The following is a 13553-nucleotide window of genomic DNA, read 5'->3' on the forward strand; positions in this document are numbered from 1 at the left end:
TATAAATTATACATTATTATGAAGACAGCAGATGAAATTTTAAGCATGGTAAATGAGTTTCTGGCTAATTTGCCTTACGAAAGAAAGCCAAAGTCTCTTTATGAGCCTATCAGATACGTACTTTCTATGGGTGGCAAGCGTATTCGTCCTACGCTCATGCTTCTGGGCTACAATCTTTTCAAGGACAAACCTGAGAAGATTCTGATGAATGCCGTTGCCCTGGAAACTTATCATAACTATACTTTGCTGCATGATGACCTGATGGACAATGCTGATTTGCGTCGCGGTCATGAAACGGTTCATAAGAAATGGGATGCCAATACGGCAATCCTTTCGGGCGACAGCATGCTCGTTCTGGCTTATGAGCGTATGGCTCAATGTGATGAAAAGCATCTTGCCAAGGTGTTGAAACTCTTTACGACCACTGCCCTGGAAATTGGTGAAGGTCAGCAGTTTGATATGGAGTTTGAAAACCGTAACGATGTGAAGGAGGAGGAATATATCGAGATGATCCGCCTCAAGACCAGCGTACTCCTGGCTTGTGCCCTGAAGATGGGTGCTATCCTTGCCGATGCTTCTGATGAGGATGCAGAGAACCTGTATAAGTTTGGCGAGCAGATAGGATTGGCGTTCCAGTTGCAGGATGATTACCTCGATGTTTACGGCGATACCAAGGTGTTCGGTAAGGAGATTGGTGGCGATATCACATCTAACAAGAAGACTTACATGCTCATCAATGCCTTCAACCATGCCAACGACGCTCAGCGTGCAGAACTGCAGAAGTGGGTTGATGCCGAGGAGTTCGACCGCAAGGAGAAGGTGGCTGCCGTTACCCGTCTTTACAACGAGATAGGTATCGACAAAATGGCGCAGGATAAGATTGCTTATTATTTCGAGCAGAGCAAGAAGTATCTGGATGCTGTGAATGTGCCTGCTGAGCGCAAGGAGGAATTGGCAAAGTATGCTCAGAAAATGATGAAGCGACAGTACTAATCATAAAGTTCAAAGTTCAATGTTCAAAGTAATAGATACACATACGCATTTCGATGCGGAAGAGTTTGATGAGGATAGGGCGGAGGCTTTCGCCCGTGCCAAGGAAGCGGAGGTAGGCAAGGTGTTCTTGCCTGCCATCGATGTGAAGACCACACACGCGGTCCTGGCATTGGCTAAGGAATATCCGGGCTATGCTTATCCGATGATTGGTCTGCATCCTGAAGAGGTGAAGGCTGACTGGAAGGAACAGCTGGCTGAACTCCGGAAGATACTGGAGGAGCATCGCATGACCGGTAATGCCAGTCAGGCGGATTCTCCTCAGTTTTCTGACTTGATCGCCATCGGAGAGGTAGGACTTGATTATTACTGGAGCCGTGAGTTCGAAAACGAGCAGCTCGAGGCTTTCGAGGAACAGGTAAAATGGTCGGTAGAAACCCAGCTCCCGCTGATGATTCATTGCCGCAAGGCGCAGAACGAGATGGTACATCTGCTCAGAAAGTATGAGAAAGAACTGCCGGGTGGCGTCTTCCATTGCTTTACGGGCAATCAGAAGGAGGCAGAAGAACTCCTCTCGTTCGATAAGTTTGTATTGGGCGTCGGTGGCGTATCTACTTTCAAGAGCAGTCATCTGCGTGAAGACCTCCCTGCCGTAGTTCCTCTGGATCGCATCGTTCTGGAGACCGACAGTCCGTATATGGCGCCTGTTCCTTATCGCGGCAAGCGTAATGAGAGTGCTTTCGTGGTAGAAGTGATGAAGACGCTCGCCAAGGCTTATGGCATAAGCGAAGAGGAGTTTGCCCGACAGACCAACCTCAATGCAGAGCGGGTTTTTCCGCTATCCGTATCGCAAGTATAGGACGCAAGCGTTCAAAACTCCTTAAATAAACATAAAAAAACAATGAAAGTTATGGTATTTCGGAGGAAAAGCAATAATTTTGCACTTCGAAATTGTTGCAGCAGCATGTTGCGGCGATTAAGAAGAGTTCTTCGGAATATGGAAAGGTGCTCGAGTGGCTGAAGAGGCACGCCTGGAAAGCGTGTAACCGGCAAAACCGGTTCGGGGGTTCGAATCCCCCTCTTTCCGCTTTTATATATATAATAAGGTATATGAAGAAAAATACAGCTATTGCACGTTTTGCAATATTGGTTTTCACATGGATGTGTTCTCTGCCTATGATGGCTCAAGAAGAGAACATGGGATTTCATCAAGCTCTTAAGACAAAGTTTATAGAGGGTAATGCGGGATTTATGTCTCTCGTTGCCATCGCCCTCATCGTGGGTATGGCTTTCTGTATCGAGCGCATCATCTATCTGAGTCTTTCTGAAATCAACGCCAAGAAGTTGATGCAGGATATCGACCAGAAGGTGTCGGCGGGAGATGTGGAAGGGGCTAAGACGCTCTGCCGGAATACCCGCGGACCGGTGGCTTCTATCTGCTACCAGGGTTTGATGCATATCAGCGAGAGTCTTGATGACATCGAACGCTCGGTAAGCGGATATGGTACCGTTCAGGCGGCTAATTTGGAGAAGGGATGCTCTTGGATCAAACTCTTTATCGCTATGGCGCCATCGCTCGGATTCCTCGGAACCGTAATCGGTATGGTCATGTCGTTCGACCAGATTCAGCAGGCGGGCGATATCAGTCCTACTATCGTTGCTTCGGGTATGAAAGTGGCGCTCATCACTACTATCTTCGGTATCATCGTAGCCCTCATCCTTCAGGTTTTCTATAACTACATCCTTTCTAAGGTGGAGCACCTGACAAGCCAGATGGAGGAGTCGGCGGTTACTTTAATGGATATTATTGCCAAGAATAAATAAACGAAGAGAGAAATGGTTAAATTTCAATTTTCAAAGCAGAAGACGAAGTCGGCCGAAAAGATATCGCAGCAGGTGTTCTATATCATGATAGGATTGGCGGTGCTGGTTTTCGGTCTGTTCTTTTTGGTAGGCTACGATTTGCCTTTCGAAGAGAACCCCGACTTTAATGCGCCTCTCTTTACCGATGTGCTCATCCTGCTGATGTGGCTCTTCCTGATAGGAGGTACAGGTCTGGCAGTCTTTTCGATGATCAGAGATTATTGCAGCAGCAAGTCGGAGGCTGTAGTGAATGGCATTCCCGTGCGCCGCATCTTCCGCATCACATGGATCGGAACTTTGGCAGTTTTGCTGCTTACCTTCCTTTTGGGCGGTTCTGCTCCGATGCTCATCAATGGCGAGAATTATGCCGACTGGCTCTGGCTCAAGCTTTCAGATATGTTTGTCATCACATCGCTCCTGATGCTGGTGGCAGGAATCGGTGCCGTCTGTTTCGGTGCCACACGTTATATTCGGAAGAAAAACTAAAGAGAGCTCTTTGGGCTCTCTATTCTATAAATAAGGATTAAATATGCTGATTAGAAGGAAGCAACACGAAACCCCGGGACTGAATACCACATCTACAGCCGACATTTCGTTCATGCTGTTGATATTCTTCCTTGTCACCACATCGATGGATGTGGATAAGGGACTGTTGCGCCAACTCCCTTCACCTGAACCGCAGAAGAAGGAGCAGCAGCAGACGGCGGTAGACAAGGCTAACCTGATGGCGCTGCGCCTGACAGCTGGCGATACGCTTTTGGTTAATGACAAGCCGATGAAGGTGAGCCAGCTCAAGGAAGAAACCATCCGCTTTGTACACCGCCTGGGCAAGAAACATCTCATCTCTATCGAGAGTGACCGCGATGCCGACTATAATCTCTATTTCCAGATGCAGAATCAGCTGATGGAAGCATATAGCCAGCTACGCAACGAAACAGCCCAGAAGAAATATCACAGGAATTATGCCCTCTTGAACAATGACCAGAAAGAACAGGTGCGCAACATCTGTCCGCAGCGCATCACAGAGTCGTATGCCAACGCAATGACTCAAACCGACCAGCGTGTTGATGCCAATGCTGAAGAAAAGCAAGGGGAAGAAAAATCGGCAGAAACAGCTACAGAACAGCAGAAAGGAGGTAAACAATGATGAATTTTCATAAGAAATCGCATGAAGTGCCAGGGTTGAATACATCTTCTCTGCCAGACCTGATTTTCTCCGTACTGTTCTTCTTTATGATTGTTACCCACATGCGCCAGGTTACCTTGAAGGTAGACTGCCGTTTGCCACAAGGCAAGGAACTCACCCGCCTGACCAAGAAATCGGCTGTGAGCCATATCTATATAGGTAAACCAACCAAAGAGATGCAGGCTAAGTATGGTACCGGTACCCAGATCCAGTTGAATGACAAGTTTGCTTCGGCTCCCGAAGTGATGGATTACATTTCGGCAGAAAAGAAGCGTATGTCACCGGAAGACCAGAAGCTGATGACCGTATCAATCAAAGCGGATCAGGAAACCAAGATGGGTGTGATAACCGATGTAAAGCAGGCTTTGCGCCAGGCAAAAGCATTAAAAATCAGTTATTCTGCTACAGAAAAAGGAAAATAATATTAATTTATCATTTTTTTCTCTTAAAAAATTGCTTTTATTAATTTTTTGTATTATCTTTGCAAGCAAATTATTAGTATTATGTCAAAACAAATTTTAGATTCATTAGATAGGCAGATTCTGAAGCTGATTTCTCAGGATGCCCGTATTCCATTTTTGGAAGTGGCACGCGCTTGCAATGTGAGCGGTGCTGCCATTCATCAGCGTGTAGCTAAACTTACAAATCTTGGTATCATCAAGGGTTCACAATTCATCATTGACCCAGAAAAGATAGGTTACGAAACTTGTGCCTATATGGGACTCTATTTGAGGGAGCCTGAGAAGTTTGACCAGGTTGTAGAGGAGTTGAAGAAGATTCCTGAGGTTGTAGAGTGCCACTATACTACAGGCAGCTTTGATATGTTTATCAAGATTTACGCGCTGAACAACCACCATCTCCTGGAAATCATCCATGATAAGTTGCAGCCACTGGGATTGTCTCGCAGCGAGACCATCATCTCTTTTAATGCATCTATCAACCGTCAGCTTTCTATGCAGGACCTCAAGAGCTTCAACGATGAAGAAGAGGAAACTGATGAGGAGGCTGCAGCAGAGAAATAAGATATAAAAAAGAAAAAAAGCAGTAGCTCCCTGCGGGATTACTGCTTTCTATAAAGGGTGAGGAATGTGAACGGTAAGCCGTTTTCATTCCTCATTTCTTTTTCTGTCACTTCCCATTCTGCCGGATTGATTTCCGGAAAGAAGGTATCGGCATGTTCAGGCTCCTTTTCTACGATTGTGAGATAAAGCTTGTCTGCAAAAGGCAAAGCCTGTTCATATATGCTGGCTCCTCCGATGATGAAACATTCATCTGATGCTTCTTTGCTTCCAATCGCTTCTTTGCTTGCTGCCGCTTCTTTGCTTCCAACAGATTCTTTCCTTGCTGCCAGCGCTTCTTCCAGAGAGGTGTATACTTCGCACCCTGTTATCTGCTCTTTTGTCTTCGAGATAACAATATTGCGGCGGTTGGGCAAGGCTCCGTTCGGCAGCGACTCAAATGTCTTCCTGCCCATGATAATCGTATGTCCAGTTGTGAGCATACGAAATCGGGTCATGTCCGATGGGATGGCGTAGAGCAACCGGTTCTTGTACCCGATAGCTCTATGCACTTTTGATATACAGGCAATGATGCTGAACATTTTTTATTTTAATGTTGAATGTTGAGTGTTGAATGTTGAATTATTCATTCTTGCTGTAAACTGTTAACTATAAACTGTTAACTGTAAACTGTTCTTCCGGAACATGGCTACTCTTGATCTTCCACTCCTGCGGATAGAGGTTGTTGGCACGGTTGCCGATGTTCTTTTCCCAGCCTATCGGAACCTGTCTGTAGGTTACCAGAACATAACCCTTAGGCGTATCGGCAGGTAGATTCACAGCCTCCTTGCGAAGGTAGCGGATGGCATCTTCGTAGGATAACTCCACCTGTGGGAAGTGATTTTTGTTGAGCATCGTAGAGAGAGCGAGAGCCTGGTCGGGGATAAGTCCCTTTCCCTTGTCTGTTCCCAGTTTCACACCTGCATGCAGCACCTTCAGGTTCTTTTCAGCCTGGTCGTAGATGTCTTTCCATCTGCCCGGAATGGCGTAAACAGTCTCGTTGCTTTCTGCAGGCATCCATTCCGTATCAGTCTTCAGCCAGCCGTCCGGAATCTCCGGTCCCTTTCCTTTAGCCACCTTCTTGTCTTTCTTTTTCTTATCCTTTCTGTTCTCCTTGGCTTGTGAGCCGGCTTCCCATTCGCCCTCTTTCTTCAGAATCGCCATAAACAGACCTTCGCCTCGCGAAACGCCAGGAATGAACCGGTAAACAGGGAAGTCGGTGCCCGTGAGGTTGCGGGTGATGTTCCATGTATCTTCTACACCCTCCAGTGCCATCACTTCAGCGCCAAGTTCTTCGCATATCCAGGCAACGTTCTCCTCATCTTCGTGCGCATTGAAGGTGCAGGTAGAGTAAATCAGGATACCGCCTGGCTTCAGACAGTTCCAGATATCCGATACGATTTCGCGCTGCAGCTGCCAGCAGTTGTTCACATTCTGGGTACTCCATTCGCCGATAGCCCCTTCATCTTTGCGGAACATTCCTTCGCCGGAGCAGGGAACATCGGTAAGGATCACATCAAACTGCAACTTCGATTTCTTGTAATCGCGGGGATAGTTGTTGGTTACAATCATATCCGGATGACCGAACTTCTGTACGTTCTCGGCAAGAATCTGCGAGCGGGTGCGCATCGGTTCGTTGCTGAAGAGCAGACTCCCTTCCGGCAAGGCAGCCCTTACGGCAGTCGACTTTCCGCCAGGGGCAGCACAGAGATCCAGCATCATCACCGGTTCTTTTACGTACTGTCGGATAGCCATATCAACAAACATAGATGAGGCTTCCTGTACATAATATAAGCCGGCATGCAGCAGCGGATCGAAGGTGAATCCGGGACGGGTAGAGAGATAACGTCCGGTTTCCGGACACCAGGGAACCGGTTTGCCATCAGCATCCTTGCATTTGAAAGGATTGATGCGGATGCTGGTTGGTACCTCCTCTTCAAGGATAGCATGCTCCAGACGCTGATACAGCTTTTCGCCCATCAGCGCCTGCGTATATGTTCTGAAATCTTCAGGTAATGTCTTCATTCTGTCTCTTTTTCTTTAATTTGTTTGCAAAAATAAGAAATTTTTCGTTTCTTTGCAACTAAATCGCGAAGAGATGCGTCTAAGAAGCAGAAATTTTTCAAATAACAAGGTAAAAACAATAAAAAAATAATGATATGAAGAAAGCAATATTGGCATTAGCGCTCGTTATGAGCATCGGAGCCACCCAAGTGTCTTTGGCGTCTTCTGCTCCAAAACATCGTTATCATCCAACTACCCAACAGGTAGATTCAAAGGCTGCCCCTGCATCTGCCGCACAGCCATCTGCTTCGAAGGATAAAGACGACGAGGCATTGGAGGCTTATTCTGATACAACCAGTACAGATTCGGCTAACTATGATGATTATGATGAGAATGATAATAGGTCTGTTCATTCTAGATACAGTTTAGACAACTATGATGATCCGTTCGATTTCATCGGTTCGGTATTTGGTGGCGGAGCGCTGGCTGTTATGATCATCTTCTGTATCATCTTCGGTCTGCTGTTTGTCTTTGCTCCGCTGATCATCGTATTTCTGGTTATCAGATATCTGATTCGCCGCCATAACGACCGGATGAAACTGGCGGAAATGGCGATGGAGAAGGGCATCAATGTTCCGGAAAGCGACCGGCCGATAGACAAGCAGAGCGATGAGTATCTGGTAAAGCGTGGATTGAGAAATGCCTTCCTGGGAGCCGGCTTGTGCGCCATGTTTGCCTGGTGGGATGCTGATTTCCTGGCTGGCATCGGAGCCCTGGTCTTCTTCTATGGCATCGGTCAGACCATTATCGGCTCGCTTCCTGCCATCAAGGACTGGTGGAAGAACCGTCATGGCGATCAGGGCACGGGATATAATGGAACTCCGGTCTAGCAGCCGACATTCAATATATCATGGCTTCTCAATAGGAGGGGAAGTCACAAGGAAAAGAACAACAATTATTAGTTAATATATATAAGGTGGAAAAGTTATCCGATATCTCTCTCGTCACGAAGGTGGTGATGCTTCATGACCGCAAGTCGTTCGACCTGCTGGTCAGGAAGTATCAGTCACCCATTCGTGGGTTCTTCCTGCGGCAGACGCTGGGGGATGCGCAGCTGAGTGACGACTTGGCTCAGGATACCTTTGTCAAGGCATATACCCATCTGTCCGGTTTCAGGGGTACAGCCTCTTTCTCCACCTGGCTCTACCGCATCGCCTATAATGTATGGTATGATTATACCCGCAGTCATAAGGAGACGCAGGACATCGATACGCCTGCCGTTTCCAGTAAGAATGCACAGGGTGCCCATGCCGGATTGAAGATGGATTTGCTCAAGGCATTACAGATATTGAGTGAAAATGAACGTACATGCATCACGCTGCAGCTGATGGATGGACTCTCTATAGATAAGATTGCAGAGGTGACGGGAATGGCGCAAGGCACCATTAAGTCGCATCTCTCTCGAGGAAAACAGAAACTTGCAAGTTACTTAAAACAGAATGGTTATGACCGATAAGATAAATGATAAGGAGTTGGAGAGCATGAAAGGGGAACCGTTGAACCCTCAGGATGAAGAACTCTTGCAGATGTTCTTTTCCGATTGCCAGATGTCAGAGATTCCTGATGACGGATTCTCCGACAGGGTGATGCAGGCTTTGCCGGCTTTACCCGAAACTGATACTGCGATGTCGCTGGTTAAGCGCCAGCGTCTGGAACATTTATGGACTGCAGTCTGTGTGGCAGCAGGCATCATCATAGCAGTAGTCTGTCAGGGATGGGAGCAGATACAGGGGTGGCTTTTCTCTATGAAGATAGATTTCCTCCTCTCCGGCTCGCGTGCGCTTACGTATTTGGCAGATTCCATCGCCCACTCTCAGAATCTCCTGATGGTGCTGGCTGGCATCGTTGTCCTCATCATGGTTTGGGGATATAATGAACTGGCTGATGCGCGTCAGTAGGCTTCTTCCCTGATATCAATTGTATGAATGATCAACTCTTTCTATTAGCAGAATAGTTTTTAGTGCTAATAGAAAGAGTTTTTTATTACTATAAATATCATCTTTATGCTCTTTAATTCTCCGTTCATCGACGCTGAACGGACATTCAACGTCGCTGAACGTACATTCAACGTCGCTGAACGGACATTCAGCGTCGATGAACGAAGATTTAATATTGCTGAATATAGAAAAACAAATAGGTGCTGCTACTTTTTCAGTAGAGCACCTATGCTTATGATATCGGTTTCTAAAACAATTTATAGGTAGTGCGTAGCACTTTGAACTCGGTTCGGCGGTTCAGCTGGTTGCAGATTTCCTGATGCTCCTTGCTCTGCTTCAGGATAAATTCTTCGCTGAGCACATCGCCTTCCTTGAGCCAAGGATACTTCTCGGTGAGTTTCTTGCGCACATTCTTCGGCTTCTCCTTGCCGTAGCCCACAGGGGTGAGGCGCTCTTTCTCTATGCCGTGTTTTATCAGATAGTCTACTACCGATTGGGCGCGGCGCTGAGACAGATGCTTGTTATATTCGCTGTTTCCCTTGTAGTCGCAATGGGCGCTGAGTTCGATGGTAACGTGCGGGTTCTCTTTCAGCAGCGTTACCAGCTGGTCAAGGGCTGTTGTGCTGGCTTCGGTAAGGGTTGCCTTGTCGAAATCGTAGAAGATGTTGTCGATGAGTACAGGGGCTGTGATGGAAGCCAGCGGGAACTGGAGCACGTATTCCTTACTCTCTTTAGCCGAATCAACCCGAAGTTCTTCCTTGTGGTTGAGGTAGCCTTTGCAGGATGCCATCACCAGGTAGTCGACATGCGGATTGATAGGGAGGACAAACGAACCGTCGCCCTTGACGGATAGTTTCCTGTTCGTTCCGTCGTTGCCTACGATTCTCACCTCTGCGGCAGGCAGTTCATAACCGTCTTTCTCGTAAACCCATCCCTTCATTGTGGTAACAATCTCCGGATTCTCGAAGGAGTAGATATGATCGTAGCCTCTTCCGTCTTTTCTGTTAGAGCAGAAGAAGCCCTGGTTGTGGAGACCCTCGAAAGTCATTCCGAAGTCATCGGCTTCTGTATTCAGCGGATAGCCGGGGTGGGTGAGTTCATATTTCCGGGTGATGGAATTCACTTTGGCGATATAGATGTCGAGTCCGCCCATTCCCACATGACCGTTGCTGCTGAAGTAAAAGTCGCCGTTAGGACGGAAGGTAGGGAACATCTCATCGCCTGGGGTGTTGATTGGTTCTCCCAGGTTCTCTACACCGCCCAGTCCGGCAGGAGTGATGCGCACTCGCCAGATGTCGAGACCGCCCTTTCCGCCCGGCATGTCTGATACGAAATAGAGCCATTCGCCATCAGGGGAGATGGCTGGATGGGCAAAACAACTGAGTGTATCTTTGCTGATTTCCAGATTTGTAGGCTTGCTCCAGGCTGCATCTGAGCGGTTGGAGGTTACTATCTGGGCTAAGCGGGGCGAAGTGGGATCGGTGGTACACTGGGTGAGGTACATCTGCTTGCCGTCTGGGGTAAAGCAGCATGCGCCCTCTTCGTAGTCGGTGTTGAGACCGGTTCCGATGGCTTCCGGCTTGCTCCATTTGCCTTTGTCGTTCTTTTCAGAGAAGAAGATGTCGGCAGATTTCGTTCCCGTCACTCCGTTCAGGTCGCTGCCCTGGGCTTCGTTACGGGTTGAGGTGAAATAGAGCTGACTGCAGTCATCGCTGAGGAACATCGGCGAATAGTCGTCTCTTCGGGAGTTGAAAACATCCATCCGCTTTACCTTGTACCGGCTTCCTTCCTTCTTCCAGACTGGGGCTTTTCGTGCCGATTCGAGTCCGTTCTTTACCAGCACATTGTCGGGCATGGAATCGAGCAGGAATTCGAATTCCTTGGCTGCCTGTCTGTAACTTCCGTTCTTCAGGAGAAGCCGGGCGTAAGCCAGGCGGTCGTTGAGGTCTGCCTGCTTGTATCGGATGGCGTTGCTGTAGGCAGCCAGTGCCTTCGGCGTACTGTTGATTTTATCATAGCAGCGTGCCATCTTTAGAGCCACCTTGCCTCGGGCAGCCCGCTCTTTGGTAGGTGTCTTGGTGTACACCTTTTTATATTGGGTTGCCGCATCGAAGTATTCGCCTAAAGAAAGATGCTTGTCTGCTTTCTTCAGGTTCTGTTCAATGCCGCAACTTATCAGAAAGAGGCAGCTGATTGCTGTTATGATTTGATAAAGTCTTATTTGTTTCATATTGATTTACATCTGTGAGAATGGCTGGCGATATTGGCAGCCTGCCTTCCAGTTGCTGCAGCCATAGGCGGTCTTGCCCTTGATGATGACGCCCTTGCCGCAGAGCGGACATGGTTTGCCAACCATTGGGTCGGCAGCTGGAGCTGGCTGAGCAGGGGCATTCTGAGAATCTGTATTCTGTGCTGCAGCCTTATCGGCTTTCTTGGCTGGAGCTTTCTTGGCAGCTGGTTTCTTGGCAGCCGGTTTCTTCTTGAGGTCTTCCTCTGTCATGATGGTCACTCTCCGGTTGCTGTTGTCTGACAACACATCGATGACTATCTTGTTGATCTGTTCTTTCAGTCCGTTGATGAAGTCGGCAGGATCGTAGGTCTTGTGCTCGATGTCGCGGAGTTTCTTCTCCCAGATACCGGTCAGTTCGCAACTCTTCAGCAGTTCCTCATGGATGGTGTCAATGAGTTCGATGCCTGTCGGGGTTGCCATCAGATTCTTGCGTTGGCGACGGATGTAGTGGCGCTTGAAGAGGGTCTCGATGATGCCGGCACGGGAGGATGGTCGGCCGATTCCGTTCTCCTTGAGCGCCGCACGAAGTTCTTCGTCTTCTACGAATTTACCGGCTGTCTCCATCGCACGCAGCAGGGTTGCCTCGGTATAATACTTAGGTGGCGTGGTCCACTTCTCCGTCAGGGTAGGCTGATGGTCTCCCGATTCGCCTTTTGTGAAGGATGGGAGGGTTCTTTCTTCTACCACTTCCTTCTTGGCACCGTTTCCGGAGTCTGCATTTCCGTTGGCGTTATCTGAAGCATCATCGTCATCTGCATTCTTTACATCCTTGGCATAGACTACTCGCCAGCCTGGTTCGAGAATCTCCTTACCGCTCACCTTGAACTCTATCTTTTCCGGTTTCGGTCCGTCTTCGTTGATTACCTCGCCCAAAACTGTGGTGGTGGAGAATTTACAATCCGGATAGAACACGCTGATGAAGCGCTTGGCGATGAGATCATACACGTTTGCCTCCATATCGGTGAGTCCGGTTGGCGGAACACCGGTTGGGATGATGGCGTGGTGGTCGGTTACCTTGCTATTATCGAAAACCTTCTTGCTCTTCGGCAATTTCTTGCTGATTGTTGCGAGCTGCTGGATGAGCGGGAGGTATTTCTGCTGACTCATGATCTTTGCCTGACTTACTCCGTTCAGAATCTGCGGACATTTCGGATAGATATCGTCGGTCAGGAACTGGGTATCTACACGAGGATAAGTGGTGTACTTCTTCTCGTAGAGACTCTGGATGAGCTTCAGCGTAATATCGGCAGAGTAGGCAAACTTCTTGTTGCAATCCACCTGCAGCGAGGTGAGGTCGTAGAGATGAGGTGGCGCCTCGTTTCCCTTCTTCTTACTTACATCGGTAACGGTGAAGGGTTTGCCGGCGATGGTGCTGAAAGCCTTCTCGCCTTCCTCCTTGCTGGTAAACTTGCCGCTGGTGGCGGTAAACTGGGTGTCGCGGTAGATGGTGGCGAGTACCCAGTAAGGTTCGGAAACGAAGTTGTCGATTTCCTTCTGGCGGTTTACGATGAGGGCAAGGGTAGGGGTCTGCACCCGGCCGATGCTGAGCACCTGTCGGTTCTGACCGTATTTCAATGTGTAAAGTCGGGTGGCGTTCATGCCGAGAATCCAGTCGCCGATGGCACGGGAAAGTCCGGCTAGATAGAGTGACTGATATTCCCCCTGGTCTTTCAGTTCCTGGAAGCCCTGCTTGATGGCTTCATCGGTCATGGACGAAATCCACAGTCTCTTGACGGGGCATTTTGCCTGTGCCTTCTGCATCACCCATCTCTGGATAAGCTCTCCTTCCTGTCCGGCGTCACCGCAGTTGATGATGCTGTCGGCAGCCTGCATCAGTTTCTCGATGGTAGCAAACTGCTTCTTGATGCCTTCATCGTTGATGAGCTTGATACCGAAACGCTGTGGAATCATCGGCAACGCCGAAAGGCTCCAATGCTTCCACATCGGAGTATAATCATCCGGTTCCTTCAGCTCACAAAGGTGGCCGAAGGTCCATGTTACTTGGTAACCATTACCTTCCATATAACCGTCGCGTGCCGTGGTAGCCCCGATGATTCGGGCGATATCCTTAGCCACACTCGGTTTCTCTGCTATACAAACTATCATGTTTTATTCTAATTTCTGTTTGCAAAGGTACAATAAAATAATGAGATAGCCATCATTTC

The 13553-nt window shown here is 48.3% G+C and carries 14 protein-coding genes and 1 tRNA gene; 11 read left to right on the plus strand and 4 right to left on the minus strand.

The annotated features are described in order from the left end of the window. The first annotated feature begins 18 nt into the window (after positions 1-18). The 8 genes from FO447_RS00245 (at position 19) to FO447_RS00280 (ending at position 5061) form a co-directional block, all read left to right on the plus strand. Positions 19-993: a polyprenyl synthetase family protein gene (locus FO447_RS00245; protein ID WP_200757164.1), complete on the plus strand. Its 975-nt coding sequence runs from the start codon at positions 19-21 to the stop codon at positions 991-993. A gap of 19 nt (positions 994-1012) precedes the next feature. Beyond that, positions 1013-1849, plus strand: a complete 837-nt coding sequence (locus FO447_RS00250; RefSeq protein WP_200757166.1) for a TatD family hydrolase — start codon at positions 1013-1015, stop codon at positions 1847-1849. Between the two features lie 140 nt (positions 1850-1989). Further along, positions 1990-2077 (plus strand) — tRNA-Ser (locus FO447_RS00255). A gap of 74 nt (positions 2078-2151) precedes the next feature. Beyond that, a complete protein-coding gene (locus tag FO447_RS00260; RefSeq protein WP_006847787.1) occupies positions 2152-2814 on the plus strand; it encodes a MotA/TolQ/ExbB proton channel family protein in 663 nt (220 codons plus the stop codon). Between the two features lie 12 nt (positions 2815-2826). After that, positions 2827-3339, plus strand: coding sequence for a hypothetical protein (locus FO447_RS00265; RefSeq protein WP_118139471.1), 513 nt, complete (start codon positions 2827-2829; stop codon positions 3337-3339). 43 nt (positions 3340-3382) lie between these two features. Then, positions 3383-4000 carry an ExbD/TolR family protein gene (locus FO447_RS00270; protein WP_200757168.1) on the plus strand — a complete coding sequence of 206 codons (618 nt, stop codon included), beginning with the start codon at positions 3383-3385 and terminating at the stop codon, positions 3998-4000. Beyond that, on the plus strand, positions 3997-4461 hold the full coding sequence (locus FO447_RS00275) for an ExbD/TolR family protein (protein ID WP_006847784.1): 465 nt from the start codon (positions 3997-3999) through the stop codon (positions 4459-4461). The genes FO447_RS00270 and FO447_RS00275 overlap by 4 nt, the downstream gene beginning before the upstream one ends. Before the next feature lie 81 nt (positions 4462-4542). Next, positions 4543-5061, plus strand: a complete 519-nt coding sequence (locus FO447_RS00280; protein WP_200757170.1) for an Lrp/AsnC family transcriptional regulator — start codon at positions 4543-4545, stop codon at positions 5059-5061. Positions 5062-5099: 38 nt separating this feature from the next. On the opposite strand, the gene FO447_RS00285 is transcribed toward FO447_RS00280, so the two are convergent. Both FO447_RS00285 and FO447_RS00290 read right to left on the minus strand, forming a co-directional pair. Then, entirely contained in the window at positions 5100-5639 is a 540-nt protein-coding gene (locus tag FO447_RS00285) for a dihydrofolate reductase (RefSeq protein WP_200757172.1), read from the minus strand. Between the two features lie 67 nt (positions 5640-5706). Continuing rightward, complete coding sequence (locus tag FO447_RS00290) at positions 5707-7122, minus strand: methyltransferase RsmF C-terminal domain-like protein (protein ID WP_200757174.1); 1416 nt, start codon at positions 7120-7122, stop codon at positions 5707-5709. Between the two features lie 134 nt (positions 7123-7256). Between FO447_RS00290 and FO447_RS00295 the strand changes: the two genes are divergently transcribed. The 3 genes from FO447_RS00295 (at position 7257) to FO447_RS00305 (ending at position 9059) form a co-directional block, all read left to right on the plus strand. Next, positions 7257-7991 carry a DUF6249 domain-containing protein gene (locus FO447_RS00295; protein ID WP_118190048.1) on the plus strand — a complete coding sequence of 245 codons (735 nt, stop codon included), beginning with the start codon at positions 7257-7259 and terminating at the stop codon, positions 7989-7991. A gap of 86 nt (positions 7992-8077) precedes the next feature. Then, complete coding sequence (locus tag FO447_RS00300) at positions 8078-8617, plus strand: RNA polymerase sigma factor (RefSeq protein WP_118153604.1); 540 nt, start codon at positions 8078-8080, stop codon at positions 8615-8617. Continuing rightward, a complete protein-coding gene (locus FO447_RS00305; protein WP_200757176.1) occupies positions 8607-9059 on the plus strand; it encodes a DUF5056 domain-containing protein in 453 nt (150 codons plus the stop codon). Before FO447_RS00300 ends, FO447_RS00305 begins: the two co-directional genes overlap by 11 nt. 286 nt (positions 9060-9345) lie before the next feature. On the opposite strand, the gene FO447_RS00310 is transcribed toward FO447_RS00305, so the two are convergent. Both FO447_RS00310 and FO447_RS00315 read right to left on the minus strand, forming a co-directional pair. Next, positions 9346-11328, minus strand: a complete 1983-nt coding sequence (locus FO447_RS00310; RefSeq protein ID WP_200757179.1) for an OmpA family protein — start codon at positions 11326-11328, stop codon at positions 9346-9348. 6 nt (positions 11329-11334) lie between these two features. Next, entirely contained in the window at positions 11335-13494 is a 2160-nt protein-coding gene (locus FO447_RS00315; protein WP_200757181.1) for a DNA topoisomerase 3, read from the minus strand. Between the last annotated feature and the right edge of the window lie 59 nt (positions 13495-13553).

This window comes from Segatella copri (assembly GCF_015074785.1).
Classification (GTDB): domain Bacteria; phylum Bacteroidota; class Bacteroidia; order Bacteroidales; family Bacteroidaceae; genus Prevotella.